This is a genomic window from Paraburkholderia sp. RL18-085-BIA-A (genome assembly GCF_046027075.1).
Lineage (GTDB): Bacteria > Pseudomonadota > Gammaproteobacteria > Burkholderiales > Burkholderiaceae > Paraburkholderia.
On sequence record NZ_JARESU010000015.1, the window covers coordinates 64719 to 79902 of the forward strand.

Genomic DNA, 15184 nt, shown 5'->3' on the forward strand with positions numbered 1-15184 from the left:
CGGCGGCCGCCCGTGCAGGCAGGCCGCGCGCGCTTCAGGCGCCCGTCAAAAACATTACGTCGCGCGGCAGCGGCACGAGATGCTGCCCGCCGTCGACCACCAGCGTCGTTCCGGTGACGCCGGCTGCATCCGCGAGATACAGCGCGGCGGCGACAATGTCCTCGGGCCGCGACGCACGGCCCAGGGGCGTAATACGGTGAGCGGCGGCAAAACCGTCTTCGGTCTGATCGCCGGATTGCATCGTCAGACCGGGCGCGAGCCCCACCACGCGCACTTTCGGCGCCAGCGCCTGCGCCAGCGCGACGGTGGCGGTTTGCAGCGCCGCCTTCGAGAGCGTGTAGGACAGGTAATCCGGATTCATGTTGTACAGCTTCTGATCCAGCACGTTGATCACCACGCCGCGCTGGCTCTCGTCGGTGCGCGCGGCCTCCGGGGTCGCGTCGAACAGCATGCGCGCAAGCACCAGCGGGGCGCCGAGATTCATCGCGGTCAGCTTCAGCAGCAGCTCGTAGCCGACATTGCGCGCGGTGTCTTCCTCGAAGCGCGACGCGTTGTTGACGATGCACACCGGCCGGCCCAGCGCGGCGGTGCAGGCCGGCAACAGCAGCTCGACCTGCGCCTCGTCGCCCAATTCCGCGTGCAGCGCGACCGCCCGGCGGCCCAGCGCGGCGATTAGCGCGACCACTTCGTCGGCCTCTTCGCGCGACGCGCCGTAGTGGACAGCCACATCCCAGCCGCGCGACGCAAAGCCGAGCGCGAGCGCGCGCCCGATGCGGCGAGCGGCGCCGGTAATCAGCACGACGCGCGGCGTTTCAGGCGCGCGGGCAGCGGCAGTGTCCAGAGAGGCGGTCATTTACAATGTGCGGATGAATCCGAAAGCTCACCAACCCGACAGTTTACCTGCTCCCGGCCCAAGCGCGCTTGCGCAGTCCGAAGCGCTGGTCGCGCGAATCCGCGCGGAACTCGACAGCGCCGGCGGCTGGCTGCCGTTCGACCGCTACATGGAGCGCGCGCTGTACGCGCCGGGACTCGGCTATTACAGCGGTGGCGCGCGCAAATTCGGGCTGCGCGGCGACGACGGCAGTGACTTCGTCACCGCGCCGGAATTGTCGCCGCTATTCGCCGCGACGCTGGCGCGCCCGCTCGCCGAAGCCTTGCAGGCAAGCGGCACGCGCGACGTGATGGAGTTCGGCGCGGGCACGGGCAAGCTGGCCGCCGGCTTGCTCAACGCGCTCGACGCGTTGGGCGCCGGATTCGACAGCTACTCGATCGTGGATCTGTCCGGCGAATTGCGCGAACGTCAACGCGAGACGATTGCGGCCACGGCGCCCGCGCCGCTCGCGAAAGTGCGCTGGCTGGACGCGTTGCCGGAGCACTTCGAGGGTGTGGTGATCGGCAATGAGGTGCTGGATGCGATGCCGGTGCGGCTATTCGCGTCGAGCGGCGGCGTCTGGCACGAGCGCGGCGTGGTGTGGCGCGACGGCGCGTTCGCGTTCGACGACCGGCCGGTGTCCGCTTCGGCGGACCTCGCGCTGCTGGCGGACATCGACATTGGCGGCGGCGACTACGTGACCGAAACGCACGAAGCCGCCAGCGCGTTCACGCGCACCATTTGCACGATGCTCACGCGCGGCGCGGCATTTCTGATCGACTATGGTTTTCCGCGTCACGAGTACTACCATGCGCAGCGCGCGCAAGGTACGCTGATGTGCCATTACCGTCATCGCGCGCACGGCGATCCGTTCGTCTATCCGGGCTTGCAGGACATCACCGCGCACGTGGAATTCACCGGAATCGCCGAGGCCGGCGTCGAGACGGGTGCCGACTTGCTGGGCTTCACGTCGCAAGCGCGGTTTTTGCTGAATGCGGGGATTACCGAGGAACTGTCGGAAATCGATCCGGCCGACACGACGAGGTTTCTGCCTGCGGCAAATGCGGTGCAAAAGTTGTTGTCCGAAGCGGAGATGGGCGAATTGTTCAAGGTGATCGCTTTTTCGCGCGGACTGGAAGACACGCTGCAAGCGTTTTCCAGCGGCGACCGCTCGCATACGTTGTGATTTTTGCCTTATTGGGCGTTTGGAACTCGCGATGATTCGCTGGCTGTTGACTACGTTCGTGGCGGTGGCAGTGCTGTCGAGCTGCTGGCCGTGGCTCAGGAAGCTCGGCATTGGCCGCCTGCCTGGCGACGTGACCTTGCGCCTGTTCGGCCGCGAGTACCCGTTTCCTTTTATGTCGACGCTGGTGTTGTCGATGCTGCTGTCGCTTCTGGCGCGGGTGTTGTAAGTTCTTTGTGGTCGGTTTGCCTTTGATCACGGCGGCATGCGCCGCGTCAAAGGCTAGCCCGGGAAAAGCGCTCTACCCCAGCGCCACTTCCACCGCGCGAACGCGCTCCTGATGCACGGCGTCCTTGATGCCGGCAGGCGCATCGGCCAGCCGCTTCGCCACCGCGCCAGCATCCACGCCGCGGGCCGCGACGAGCGCTACTCTGAGCCGCTCGGCTTGCGGATAGTCGCGCATCTCGAACCCAAGCCGCCCACGCGCATCGGCCTCGCAAGCCTGCAACGCTTCGGCGAAACGCGCCGGTTTGCGGATCGCGTCGCAACGCTCGATCAACCTCACCAGCGCCGCAGCCCCCATCTCCATCACGCGATGAATGTTGCCGTGCTCGCGCGCTACCAGCAGCGCGAGGTCACGACAGTCGTTGGGCACGCGCAGCCGCTCGCAGAGCGGCTTCAGCAGATCGACACTGCGCCCCTCATGGCCGATATGCCGAGGCAATACGTGCTCGGGCGTGGTCGCCTTGCCGAGGTCGTGCGCCAGTGCGGCAAACCGAACCGGTAACGCATAGCCCTGCTGCGCGGCGTGATCGATGACCATCATCACGTGCACGCCGGTGTCGACCTCGGGGTGATAGTCGGCCCGCTGCGGCACGCCGAACAGCGCGTCGATCTCCGGCAGAATCCGGGCTAACGCACCGCACTCGCGAAGCACCTCGAACATGCGCGACGGCTTCTTCTCCATCAAGCCGCGCGACACTTCCTGCCACACGCGTTCGGCCACCAGCGCATCCACCTCGCCGTCGGCGACCATCTGGCGCATCAGCGTGAGCGTCTCCGGCGCGACCGTGAAGTCGACAAAGCGCGCGGCGAAGCGCGCGATGCGCAAAATCCGTACAGGGTCTTCGAGAAACGCATCGCTGACATGCCGGAACAGCCGCGCCTGCAAATCGGCTTGACCATTGAACGGGTCGATGATCGGACCGGTCAACTCACCATCCGGGCGGACCTCGCGCGCCATCGCGTTGATCGTCAGATCACGGCGCGCAAGATCTTCTTCGAGCGTGACGTCCGGCGCATAGAAGAACTGGAAGCCGTGATAGCCCGCCGCCGTCTTGCGCTCGGTGCGCGCGAGCGCGTATTCCTCGTGTGTCTGAGGATGCAGGAACACCGGAAAATCCTTGCCCACCGGACGGTAGCCCTGCACCACCATCTGCTCGGGCGTCGCGCCGACCACCACGTAATCGCGGTCCTGCACCGGCACGCCCAACAACTCGTCGCGGATCGCGCCCCCTACCGCGTAGATATTCATGGGCATACGTCTTGGTACGGAATCGCGTAGGTGTCGCTGCGCGCGGCGTCGATCCATGCCTGCGCCGCGGGCAACGCGGTGATCCGCTCGACGTAGGCCGATGAGGTGGCGGACAACGTCGGCTGCCACGTGTTGAAGCGCATCGCGACCGGCGCGTACATCGCGTCTGCAATGCTGAACTCGCCGAACAAAAATGGGCCGCCATGCGCGTCCAGGCAGTCGCGCCAGATGGTCTCGATCCGCGCGATGTCGGCCAGCGCGCCCGGGGTCGCGTTCTTGCCAGGGAACGACGCGCGAATGTTCATCCACATGTTCGAGCGCAACTCGCCGAAGCCCGCATGCATCTCCGCGCTCACACTACGTGCACGAGCGCGCGCCGCCGCGTCGCGCGGCCACAGCGCGTGCTGCGGGAAGCGCTCGGCCAGCGTCTCGGCGATCGCCAGCGAATCCCAGGTGGCCTGCCCCGCGTCGTCGATCAGACACGGGACCTTGCCCGGCCCCTGCGGCGCGTGAACGAGGATAGCCGCGGTCGTGCCCGGTTCGCCCAGGTGGATCAACACCTCTTCGAAAGGGATGCCGAAATGCTTCAGCAGCAGCCACGGCCGCATCGACCACGACGAATAGTTCTTGTCACCAATAAGCAGTTTCATGCCTGTTATCAACGGAGTGGGGAAAGAGGTTCAGCGGCCTGGTTCAGCGGCCCGCGCTCGCGCGGAACGTGTCGAAGCGCGAACGCGTCGACGCGCCGGTCAGATAGACCGGTGCGATTGTTTCGATGGCGACCGGCTCGATCCCGAGCTCAGGTGCGAGCGGGCCGCTCAGCACGTTGTCGACTTTCATCGAATCCAGATTGTCGCGCGAGATCACCGGTTCGCCGGGTGCCATTTCGAAGGTCAGCGCCTGCAGCCGCGCCAGCGCTTCCGGCAAGCGGATGATGCGCGCATGCTTGCCAATTACGTCGCCGCAATACGTGACGAGGTCTTCGAGCGTGTAGACAGTCGGGCCGCCCAGTTCGTAGGTCCGGCCGCTCGCGGCATCGAGATCGAGCACGTTGACGATCGCCTTCGCAACATCGTCGACATACACCGGCTGGAATTTCGCATCCGGCATCGCGAGCGGAAGCACCGGAAACATCCGTTGCAGGAACGCGAACTTGTTGAGGAATTGATCTTCGGGACCAAACACCACCGAAGGCCGGAAAATCGTCCACCCGACGTTTGCCGCATGCACCGCCTTTTCGCCGTCGCCCTTCGAGCGCGAGTACATGCTGGGCCCGTTCGGATTGGCGCCGAGCGCGCTGATGTGAATGAGCCGATGCACGCCCTTGCCTTCACACGCCGCCACGATCCGGGTCGGCAATTCGACGTGCGTGCGCGCGAACTCCGGACCATACGGCGTGCCGCGTTTGCTGTTCAGGATGGCGACGAGATTGATCACGCAATCGGCGCCTTCGACGAAGCGCGCGAGCTGGACCGGATCGAACACGTCGGTTTCGATCACGTCGATCGGCAGGATGGTGAGATGGCGGGCGTTATAGCGCCGCCTTGTGGCGATGCGCACGTCTTTGCCCATGTCGACGAGCGCGTTGACGAGGTGGCTGCCGATGAACCCGGAACCGCCGATGATCGCAATGGCTTTATGTCGCATTTTCGACTCCCTGGTGGAAGCCGCGGCAACGGCTGGCGTGGCGCGCCGCAACCTCGAAGCGAGGCCGCGGCGGCACGGCGCTTTACGGTGCGATGTAACCCAGACGCGCCTTCAGCGATTGCGGACGGCCTTCGAACAACGCCGCGTAGTAGACCGTGTTGGACAGCACATTCTTGACGTAGTCGCGCGTTTCCTGAAACGGAATCGCCTCGGCGAAGATCGCGCCTTCAACCGGATGCTGCAACGACTGCCGCCAGTTGCGCGGACGGCCCGGGCCTGCGTTATACCCGGCTGTGGCCAGCACGGCGGACCCGTCGAACTGATTGTAGATCATCGACAGGTAGTTCGTGCCGAGCAGGATGTTGGTGTTGATGTCGTTCATCTGGTCGCGCGAAAGCGGGCCGAGGCCGATCTTTTTCGCGACCAGTTGTGCGGTGCCCGGCATCAATTGCATCAAGCCGCCTGCGCCGACTTCCGAGCGCGCGTTGATGATGAAGCGCGACTCCTGGCGAATCAGCCCGTACGCCCATTCCACGTCCAACCCGCTCGACTGCGCGTCGCGCTCGACGATCTCGCGGAACGGCGACAGATATCGCAGCGAGAAGTCGTGTTCGCTCTTCGTGCGGTCCGCCGTGTTGACGGTGCGGTCATAGAGCTGGATACGGCGCGCGTATTCGGCGGCCGCGAGCAGTTGGCGATCGCTCATCGTGCGCAACGGCCAGTTCCATTCGCGATTGCCTTCGAGCCGCAGATTGAGCGCATAGAAACGCTGCGCCAGATCGAAGCCCGGCGTGTTGCCTGCTTGCTGAACTTCGGCGTCGGTCACCGTGGTTTTCGGCGGCACCGTGATCTTCTGGCCAAGTTCTTCGGCGGCCAGTTGGCCGTAGAAGTTGTAGCCCGGCGAGATCGATTCGAATTCCTGGTGGGCCGTGGTCGTGTCGCCCGCCTCCTTCAGCGCGCGCGCATGCCAGTACACCCACGACGGCTGCTTGCGCAATGTCTCCGGCATCTGTTCGATCGACCAGCGCACCATGTTCCAGTCGCCGGCGAGCAGCGCGGTGCGGGTGCGCCATTCATACGCGGGATTCGAGAGCGGCGCGTTCGCCGACAGCCGGTACCAGTCCACCGCGGTCGGCATCTGCTTGGCGGCGGCCTGATAGGCAATCGTGCCCCAGCCGATCGCGCGCTCGGGCGAGTTCAGCGACGGCGCGACCGAAGCGAAAGTGGCCGCGGCCATTGCCGGATCGTTGCGCGCCATCCGCGTGATCGCGAGCAGCGCGAGTTGATGCGACTGCGCATCCGGACCGACGCCGCGCGCGAGCAGCAACGGCGGCGTGTTTGCAGCCTGGCTGAACAGCACCGGATCAGGCGTCTGGTCGCCGAGCGCGTCGAGCAGCTTGCTGCCCGTGTTGGTGTAGTTCTGCTCGTACGCGAGACGGATCTGCTGCCAGATGTCGTCGGCGCTGAACTGGCGGCTTGCGCCCAGCGTGACGATCAGATCGACACAGCCGTCGCCGTACCACTTCGGATCGACCAGCAGCGCGCGCGCCGCGTCCGCGACGTTTTCGCCGCGCGACGCACGCGATTCGAGTGCGTAGCACTTCACCTGGGTGTCGTCGTTCAGCACGAAGCGCGCGTATTGCTGATCGAAGTTGCGCCAGTCGTGACGCGTGCCGAGCACCGTGAGGTAGTCGTTGCGCAGACGGTCGGCGATCGCCTGGCCGTCGTACTTCTGCAGGAACGCCAGCACCGGCGCATCCGGCGCGTCGACGCGCGCATGGCCGGTCGAATCGAACAACTGCGGCTTGAGCTGGAAGTACTCCAGATAGGAAGGCGCCGGATAGTTCGGGATCATGCTCGCCAACTGCGCCGCGCGTGCCGCGTCGTTATTGCGGGCGGCCTCGCGCAACTGGACGAATATCTGGTCGTCGTTCGTGAGCGGCGAAAGGGGAATGGGTTTGACGGCGGAGGCCGTGCTGCACGCGACGAGTGCCGCTGCGGCAAGCGCCAGTCCGGCCGCGCGATATACTCGATAAAGGCGTTTTGACATCGTTGTTTCTGGAGCGCGAATTGGACCAAAGCATAGCATGCAACCCCGTCCCGCCAGCGAAAAAGGCGCTGCGCCGAATGCTATTGGAAGCAAGGCTGCAAGCGGCTTCCACGCCGGAGCACAATGCCGCGCTCGGGCGTCGCCTGCTCGATGCGTTGAAGTGCTACGGGGTGGACAGTGTGGGGTTCTACTGGCCGCTCGCGGGCGAATTCGATGCGCGCCCCGCGATCTCGGTCTGGCTGGCCGCCGGCGCGCGGCGTGAAGCAAGTTTGCCAATTGTTAAAGAACGTGGCGTGCCGCTCGAATTCCACGCATGGACGCCCGATACACCGATGAAAATCGGTCATCACAAGATCGCCGAGCCGACCACCGGACAAAGGGTGCTTCCCGAACTGCTGTTCGTCCCTTGCGTGGGGTTCGACATCGAGGGTTACCGGCTCGGCTATGGCGGCGGCTACTACGATCGCACGCTGGCGGCATGGCCGGGTTCGAAGAAGCCGTTCACGGTGGGCATCGCATATGAAGCGTGCCGCACGCAAGCGCTGCAACGCGAAGCCCACGACATTCCGCTCGATCTGATCGTCACCGAGGCGGGGACTTATCCCGCGCCGTTGAGTTGAGCCGGCGTGCGCCGTGGCTTCGACTTCGTCTTAACCCGCCATGATTGCCTTAACCCGCGCTACAGGGACGCCGCCGCCCGCGCGGCCGTGTCGTACAGACCGGACGCGTTGCGCATCAACTGGGCGGCCTCGCCGATCTGCTGGTTGGTCAGCCCGCTTTCCTTCAGCGTCGAAATCAGACAGCTCTCGCGCACCTCGCGATATTTCAGACACAACTCGCGGCCCGCGTCGGTCGCCGAGAAGAACACTTCCTTGCCGGTCTTTTCGCTTTTTACATACCCTCTAGCTACGAGCTTCTTCAACGCGTAGGTGGCGACGTGCGTGTCTTCGATGTTCAGCACGAAGCAGATGTCGGCCAGCTTCTTGCGGCGCTCGCGATGGCTGACGTGGTGCAGCAGCGACACTTCGATTGCGGTCATGTCCTTGTCGCCCGCTGCCGACATGCAGCGCACCATCCACCGGTTGAAGGCGTTGCCCGCCATGATCAGCGCGTATTCGAGTTCGGACAGTTCCGCGCTGGTCTCGGACACGAGGTGTTCCGATGAGACGATCTTGGTGGGATGGCGCGACATAACGAAGAGTCTCGGGAGTCAGGATGAGAAGGTGTCGGGAGTGTACGACGAGCGCCCGGCGCCGGGGAGCCTGGCAAAAACGCTTATTGGGAAATTGTTGATATTTTATTGATAATGTACGCTTCAAGCGTCGTCGCCCGATGCTGGAAGCGCGTCTCGGGATCCGCCGTGCCCGAATCCTCTGACTCGACCTGGGCGGTTAAGCCATCAGCCAAATGAGCCAACCAAGAATCTTTCCGCTCGGCGATGCCGCGCTTGTTTGCGAAGCGCCGCCGCCTGCCACGCTGGAGTGCCAGCAGCGCGTCTGGGCGGCCGCCGAGGCCGCGCGCGACTGGCCGCACGTGCTGGAAGTCGTGCCGGGCATGAACAATCTGACGCTCATATTCGATCCGCTAGAAGCCGACCGCGACGCGCTCGCCGAGCATTTGCTGGTGGCCTGGAACGCCGCGAGCAAGGCGAGCGCCCCGGGCCGTGAAGTGCAGATTCCGGTGCAGTACGGCGGCGAGTTCGGCCCCGATCTGCAAGTGGTCGCCGATCACACGGGCCTCACTGTGCGCGAGGTCGTGCAGCGTCACGCGGATGGCGAGTACATAGTCTTCTTCCTCGGCTTCCAGCCGGGCTTCGCCTACATGGGCGGCCTCGAAGCCGCGTTGCACACGCCGCGCCGCGCGTCGCCCCGGCTCGAAGTGCCGGCGGGGTCGGTCGGCATCGGAGGCGAACAGACCGGCATTTATCCGGCCACTTCGCCCGGCGGCTGGCAGCTGATCGGCCGCACCGAGCTGCCGCTCTTCGACCCGGCGCGCCGGCCGCCCACGCTGCTGCAGCCGGGCGACCGGGTGCGCTTCACCATCGCGGGGATGCACGCATGATCGACGTGATTCGCGCAGGTCTGTTGACCACGATTCAGGATCTCGGCCGTCACGGCCACCGGCATCTGGGTGTCGCGATGGGGGGCGCGCTCGACCGTCTGTCGCTCGAAGTCGGCAACCGGCTGGTCGGCAACCGTCCTGACGCGGCCGGTCTCGAAATCACCATCGGCCCGACCGTGCTGCGGTTTCTGCGCGCGACGCGGGTGGCCATCACCGGCACGGAATTCGGCGCGACGCTCGACGGCAAGCCGGTCTATTCGTGGTGGAGCCTGCCCGTGCAGGCCGGCCAGGAGCTGGTGCTGAACGCGGCGAAACGCGGCATGCGCGGCTACGTCTGCGTGGCGGGCGGCATCGACGTGCTGCCGGTGCTCGGCTCGCGCAGCACCGATCTCGCCGGCCATTTCGGCGGACTTGGCGGGCGCGCGCTGCGCGACGGCGACCGCCTGCCGGTCGGCGCGCCGCAGCAGCGCGGCCACATCGGTTTCGCGCCCGAGGCGCCGGAGTTCGGCGTGAAGGCGCCCAGCTGGTGCAAGTTCGTGCTGGTTCACGAGCCGCTGAGGCGCGGCCGTCATCCGTCAGGGGTGCCGTGGGCCGTGCCGATCCGCGTGCTGCGCGGCCCGGAATACGACAGCTTCACCGACGCTGCGCACGAAGCGTTCTGGTCCGATGAATGGCTCGTCACACCGAACAGCAACCGGATGGGTTACCGGCTTGCTGGCGCCGAACTGAAGCGCACGCAGAAAACCGACCTGCTTTCGCACGCGGTGCTGCCCGGCACGATTCAGGTGCCGCCGAACGGCCAGCCGATCGTGCTGATGAGCGACGCGCAAAGCACCGGCGGCTATCCGAAGATCGGCGCTGTGATCCAGGCCGATCTGTGGAAACTCGCCCAGGTGCGGCTGAACGCCTCCCTGCGCTTCATCCCGACGACGCCGTTCGAGGCGCGCCAGGCTTTGCTGGAAGAGCGCACGTATTTGCGGCAGATCGACGCCGCGATCGCGATGCATGAAGAACGCTGCGTACGCCGGCTGGCGATCGCGGCACTGTGACAATCAGTAGGGGAACACCATGGAAATTGATTTAAACGCCGATCTCGGCGAAGGTTGCGGCTCCGACGAGGCGCTGCTCGACCTCGTCAGTTCGGCGAATATCGCCTGCGGCTGGCACGCGGGCGGTCCGAACGCGATGCGTGAATGCGTGCGCTGGGCGGTGCAGAAAGGCGTGTCGATCGGCGCGCATCCGAGCTTCAACGATCCGGAGAATTTCGGCCGCAAGGAAATGGATCTGCCGGCCGGCGAGATTTACGCGGGCGTGCTGTATCAGCTCGGCGCGCTGTCGGCGATCGCCCAGGCCGAGGGTGGGCGCATCGCACACGTCAAGCCGCACGGCGCGCTGTACAACCAGGCCGCGCGCGACGCGCGGATCGCCGACGCGATCGTGTCGGCGGTGCACGATTTCGATCCGTCGGTCGCCGTGTTCGCGCTCGCAAACAGCGGACTCGTGACGGCGGCACGCAACGCGGGCCTGATCGCGATCGAAGAAGTGTTCGCCGACCGCGGCTATCGCGCCGATGGGTCGCTCGTGCCCCGCAAGGAGCCCGGCGCGCTGCTCGACGATGAAAACGAAGTGCTGGAGCGCACGCTCGCGATGATTCGCGAGCAGCGCGTGCAGGCCGTCGACGGCCAATGGGTGCCGCTGAACGCGCAAACCATCTGCCTGCACGGCGACGGTCCGCATGCGCTGGCGTTCGCGCGGCGCATTCGCGGCGCGCTGGAGGCCGCCGGCATCGAAGTTCACGCGGCCAACGCCGCACGCGTCTGAGCGCGAGCTTCGGCGGCGAGCCAGACAGCGCGAATCGACTCTTGCGACACCTCAAACGCCCCGCTTTCGAGCGGGGCGTTTGCCAGGTGCGGCACGTATTGGACGTATTGCGGTAGCGGCGGCAAGGCAGTCACAGCAAAAAAACAGTCGCGACCACAAATGCAGGTGCAGTGCAGGTGCAGGTGCAGGTGCAGTGCGAAGCAACGCGGCCATCAAGAGCCGTGGCAACAAGACGGCGTAGGGAATACCACGCGCCGGCCCACGTCAGCCGCCACCCGCGGCGAGGTTGAAACCCTGTTTGGAGATCCTGATGCAGACAACAGTCAGTCTATGGCCGCTCATTGGCGTAGCGGTCATCATCGTCGGCTTTTTATTGCGGTTCAATCCGATGCTGATCGTGGCGGTCGCCGCGATCGTCACCGGTCTGGCCGCGCAGTTCCCGCCTGAAAAGATCCTCGCTGAGATCGGCACCGGCTTCATCAAGACGCGCAACATCCCGCTCATCATTCTGCTGCCGCTCGCCGTGATCGGCCTGCTCGAACGGCATGGGCTGCGCGAGCGCGCGCAAGCGTGGATCGGCGGCATCAAGGCGGCCACTTCAGGGCGTCTCCTGATCGTTTATCTGCTGGTGCGCGAACTGACCGCCGCGGTCGGCCTGACCGGACTCGGCGGCCATCCGCAGATGGTGCGTCCGCTGATCGCGCCGATGACCGAAGGCGCGGCCGAAACCCGCTTCGGCAAGATCAGCGACGAGGTGCGCTTCAAATTGCGCGCGTTCGCCGCCGCGACCGACAACGTGGGCCTGTTCTTCGGCGAGGACATCTTCGTCGCGTTCGGCGCGATCGTGCTGATGACGACCTTCCTGAAGGAAGCCGGCATCATCGTCGAGCCGATTCACGTGGCGGTGTGGGGCATTCCGACCGCGATCTGCGCGTTCATCGTGCACGGCTTCCGGCTGTATCTGCTCGACCGCCGGCTCGAACGCGAACTGCGCGGCAACGCCGCCGCGTCGCCGGCACGCTCCGCCGCGGGAGACAAAGCATGACGTTCACCATCACCTATCTGTTCTGGCTGCTGGGCGTGGTGCTGCTGATCGTCGGCGGCATGATCGTCACGGACAAAGCGCATCCGCGCCGTTTCACCGCAGGCGGCTTCTGGATTCTCTACGCGCTGATCTTCCTGATCGGCGACAAACTGCCGCCGGCAGTGGTCGGCGTCGCGGTGATCGTGATGGCGCTGATGGCGGGCTTCGGCGGCGTCACGGCGGCCAAGGCGAAAACCCTGTCGCTCGAAGCGCGCAAGGCGAGCGCCGCGCGTCTCGGCAACAAGCTGTTCGTGCCCGCGCTGACGATTCCGGTCATCACCGTGATCATCACGCTGTCGGCCAGCCATCTGGTGTTCGGCGGCATGCCGCTGATCGAGAAAGCCAACGTCACGCTGATCGGCTTCGGCATCGGCTGCGTGATCGCGCTCGCGGTGGCCTGCGTGATGACGCGCGACACCGTCGGCCAGTCGATGAAGGAGGCGCGCCGGCTAGTCGATGCGCTGTCGTGGGCCGCGGTGCTGCCGCAGATGCTCGGCATGCTGGGCCTCGTGTTTTCCGACGCGGGCGTCGGCAAGGCGGTGGCGCACGTCACCACGTCCTACATCAGCCTGGACTACCGCTTCGTCGCGGTGGCCGTGTACTGCATCGGCATGGCGCTCTTCACGATGGTGATGGGCAATGGCTTCGCCGCGTTCCCGGTGATGACGGGCGGCGTCGGCGTGCCGATCCTGGTGGGCGTGTTTCACGGCAACCCGGCGGTGATGGTCGCGATTGGCATGTTCTCCGGCTACTGCGGCACGCTGATGACGCCGATGGCCGCGAACTTCAACATGGTGCCGGCCGCGCTGCTGGAACTGCCGGACAAGAATGCGGTGATCAAGGTGCAGATTCCGACTGCGCTGACCTTGCTGGTGATCAACATCTTCCTGTTGAATTTCCTGATGTTCCTGTAGGACGCCTGCTTCTCCTGGCGGTCTCTTCCGATGCATCGCAGCTTGCCGCTGCGATGCAGCGGTGCCGTAAATCCATCGCGCATCGCGCGTGGGCGAATTAGGAAGCGTCCGATCGTCGCGGAATGGGGCGGCCCGTAGAATCGCGCCGATGCTCCCCCATCCACCCGCGCCAGCGCGTGCAGTGCGCGTTGCTCGCGCTTCCCAGCAGGTGTCCATGGAACATTCATCCCGCAGCGCGGCCAACCGCGCCGCGCTGCCGCCCGCCGCCGCCCGGGTAAGCTCGCTGATCGACGCGGCCCTCGCCGCGCACCAGTCTGGCCAGCTCGACGCCGCCGAACCCCTCTACCGTCAAGCCCTCGCACTCGATCCCACGCACACGGGCGCGCTGCATTACTTCGGCGTGTTGCACTATCAGCGCGGCCAGCACGACGACGCCGCGAGTCTGATGAGCCGCGCGCTCAAACTCGACCGCCACGACGCCGCCTGCTGGAGCAACCGTGGTCTCGTGGCCGCCGCGCTCGGCCATCTCGACGAAGCGATGATCTGCTACGACCAGGCGCTGCAGCTTAAGCCGGATTTCGCCGACGCGCGCAACAACTTCGGCGTCGCGCTGCAGGCGCAAGGCTCGCTGAACGAGGCCCTCGAACAATACCGGCTCGCGCTCGCGGCGCACCCCACGATGGCCGACGCGCATCTGAACATGGGCACGGTGCTGAGCAAACTCGGCCGTTTCGACGAAGCGCTGGCGTGTTATCGCGATCTGCTCGCGCTCGATGCGAACTCGGCGGAAGCGCACTTCAACTCGGGCAATGCGCATCGCGAGCATGGCCATTACAACTCGGCTATCGCCAGTTTTGAGCGGGCGCTCGCGCTGCGCCCGGATTATGTGGAGGCGCACGTCAATCTGGGCAGCCTGATCGGCCGGCTAGGCGACTATGCGGGCGCCGAAGCGCATTACCGGCGCGCGGTCGCGCTCAAGCCGACGCCGACTCACCTGGTGTGCCTGGGCGGGTCACTCGCCGCCCAAGGGCGACTCGACGAAGAGGAAGGCTTCTATCGCGAGGCGCTCGCGCTCGATCCTCACTACGCGGACGCGCATCAGAATCTCGCGTGGCTGCTGCTCAAGCGCGGCGATTACAAGCAGGGCTGGGCCCAGTTCGCGCTGCGCTGGCGCAAGCAGGACTACGACGCGCTCGCGGTGCCGGGCGTCGCCGAATGGCGTGGCGAGCCGCTCGACGGGCGTCGTCTGTTGGTGGTCGGCGAGCAGGGTTTCGGCGACCACTTCCAGTTCCTGCGCTTCGCGCGCGTGTTGCAAGCGCGCGGCGCGACGGTCGACCTGTGCGTGCGCGAGCCGCTGCTGCCGCTGGTCGAACGCATACCGGGCGTGAATCGCGCGTTTAGCGGCAAGCCCGCCCGTGACTATGATTTCTGGGTGCCAATGATGAGCGTGCCCTCCTGTGTCGGCACCGAGCTGTCCACCATTCCGGCCGAACTGCCGTACCTGTTCGCCGACAAGACGAAGCTCAAGACCTGGCGCAAACGGGTGAGCCCGGTCGACAAAACGAAGCGCAGAGTGGGCCTGGTATGGGCCGGTAGCCCCGCGTTCGGCAACGACCGCTACCGGTCGATGACGCTCACCGACCTGAGCGCATTGAGCGAGTTGAAGAACGTCGCGTGGTACGCGCTGCAGAAAGGCCCGGCGCATGCGCAACTGGCCGACGCGCCACAAGCGTTCCGGGCGCGCGATTTCACCGCTTATCTGACCAGCTTCGAAGAAACCGCCGCGCTGATCATGCAGCTCGATCTGATGATCGCCGTGGACACTGGCGTCGCGCATCTGGCGGGTGCGTTGGGCAAGCCGGTGTGGCTGCTGCTGCCGGCCAATTCCGACTGGCGCTGGCTGCAAGAGCGCAGCGACTCGCCGTGGTATCCGGGGATGAGGCTGTTCCGCCAAACGACGGCGGGAGACTGGCGGACGGTGGTGGCGCAGGTGGCCGAGGCTCTACAGGCGCAGTAACC

15 protein-coding genes are annotated in these 15184 nt (G+C 65.7%); 9 read left to right on the forward strand and 6 right to left on the reverse strand.

Annotation, left to right across the window (positions count from 1 at the left end):
• Positions 1-34 precede the first annotated feature (34 nt).
• The gene (locus tag P0D89_RS13355; protein WP_408361059.1) at positions 35-853 is read right to left on the reverse strand and encodes an SDR family oxidoreductase; all 819 of its coding nucleotides are present in this window, start codon (positions 851-853) and stop codon (positions 35-37) included.
• Positions 854-866: 13 nt separating this feature from the next.
• Between P0D89_RS13355 and P0D89_RS13360 the strand changes: the two genes are divergently transcribed.
• Together P0D89_RS13360 and P0D89_RS13365 are read left to right on the forward strand one after the other, a co-directional pair.
• Positions 867-2057 carry a class I SAM-dependent methyltransferase gene (locus P0D89_RS13360; protein WP_408361061.1) on the forward strand — a complete coding sequence of 397 codons (1191 nt, stop codon included), beginning with the start codon at positions 867-869 and terminating at the stop codon, positions 2055-2057.
• Positions 2058-2088: 31 nt separating this feature from the next.
• Positions 2089-2283 (forward strand): DUF2905 domain-containing protein, encoded by a 195-nt coding sequence (locus P0D89_RS13365; protein WP_149669891.1) that lies wholly within the window; start codon positions 2089-2091, stop codon positions 2281-2283.
• Between the two features lie 72 nt (positions 2284-2355).
• Here P0D89_RS13365 and P0D89_RS13370 read toward each other — a convergent pair whose 3' ends face one another.
• The 4 genes from P0D89_RS13370 to P0D89_RS13385 all read right to left on the reverse strand — a co-directional run bounded on the left by P0D89_RS13370 (position 2356) and on the right by P0D89_RS13385 (position 7285).
• Positions 2356-3588, reverse strand: a complete 1233-nt coding sequence (locus tag P0D89_RS13370) for a multifunctional CCA addition/repair protein (protein WP_408361063.1) — start codon at positions 3586-3588, stop codon at positions 2356-2358.
• Positions 3585-4238 (reverse strand): glutathione S-transferase family protein, encoded by a 654-nt coding sequence (locus P0D89_RS13375; protein WP_408361064.1) that lies wholly within the window; start codon positions 4236-4238, stop codon positions 3585-3587. The genes P0D89_RS13370 and P0D89_RS13375 overlap by 4 nt, the downstream gene beginning before the upstream one ends.
• A gap of 43 nt (positions 4239-4281) precedes the next feature.
• On the reverse strand, positions 4282-5235 hold the full coding sequence (locus tag P0D89_RS13380) for a complex I NDUFA9 subunit family protein (protein WP_408376777.1): 954 nt from the start codon (positions 5233-5235) through the stop codon (positions 4282-4284).
• Between the two features lie 82 nt (positions 5236-5317).
• Positions 5318-7285, reverse strand: a complete 1968-nt coding sequence (locus P0D89_RS13385) for a lytic transglycosylase domain-containing protein (protein WP_408361068.1) — start codon at positions 7283-7285, stop codon at positions 5318-5320.
• Positions 7286-7362: 77 nt separating this feature from the next.
• Between P0D89_RS13385 and P0D89_RS13390 the strand changes: the two genes are divergently transcribed.
• On the forward strand, positions 7363-7905 hold the full coding sequence (locus P0D89_RS13390; protein ID WP_408361070.1) for a 5-formyltetrahydrofolate cyclo-ligase: 543 nt from the start codon (positions 7363-7365) through the stop codon (positions 7903-7905).
• 59 nt (positions 7906-7964) lie between these two features.
• Here P0D89_RS13390 and P0D89_RS13395 read toward each other — a convergent pair whose 3' ends face one another.
• The gene (locus tag P0D89_RS13395) at positions 7965-8477 is read right to left on the reverse strand and encodes a winged helix DNA-binding protein (protein WP_149669897.1); all 513 of its coding nucleotides are present in this window, start codon (positions 8475-8477) and stop codon (positions 7965-7967) included.
• 215 nt (positions 8478-8692) lie between these two features.
• Here P0D89_RS13395 and pxpB point away from each other — a divergent pair, with 215 nt between their 5' ends.
• From pxpB to P0D89_RS13425, 6 genes are all read left to right on the forward strand, one after another.
• Positions 8693-9346: a 5-oxoprolinase subunit PxpB gene (pxpB, locus tag P0D89_RS13400; protein WP_408361072.1), complete on the forward strand. Its 654-nt coding sequence runs from the start codon at positions 8693-8695 to the stop codon at positions 9344-9346.
• A complete protein-coding gene (locus P0D89_RS13405) occupies positions 9343-10395 on the forward strand; it encodes a 5-oxoprolinase subunit C family protein (RefSeq protein WP_408361074.1) in 1053 nt (350 codons plus the stop codon). The genes pxpB and P0D89_RS13405 overlap by 4 nt, the downstream gene beginning before the upstream one ends.
• 19 nt (positions 10396-10414) lie before the next feature.
• Positions 10415-11167 carry a 5-oxoprolinase subunit PxpA gene (gene pxpA / locus P0D89_RS13410; RefSeq protein WP_408237418.1) on the forward strand — a complete coding sequence of 251 codons (753 nt, stop codon included), beginning with the start codon at positions 10415-10417 and terminating at the stop codon, positions 11165-11167.
• Between the two features lie 310 nt (positions 11168-11477).
• On the forward strand, positions 11478-12212 hold the full coding sequence (locus P0D89_RS13415) for a DUF969 domain-containing protein (RefSeq protein ID WP_408361076.1): 735 nt from the start codon (positions 11478-11480) through the stop codon (positions 12210-12212).
• Positions 12209-13165 carry a DUF979 domain-containing protein gene (locus tag P0D89_RS13420; RefSeq protein ID WP_408361078.1) on the forward strand — a complete coding sequence of 319 codons (957 nt, stop codon included), beginning with the start codon at positions 12209-12211 and terminating at the stop codon, positions 13163-13165. The genes P0D89_RS13415 and P0D89_RS13420 overlap by 4 nt, the downstream gene beginning before the upstream one ends.
• A 214-nt stretch (positions 13166-13379) precedes the next feature.
• Entirely contained in the window at positions 13380-15182 is a 1803-nt protein-coding gene (locus tag P0D89_RS13425) for a tetratricopeptide repeat protein (RefSeq protein WP_408361080.1), read from the forward strand.
• Positions 15183-15184: the final 2 nt, after the last annotated feature.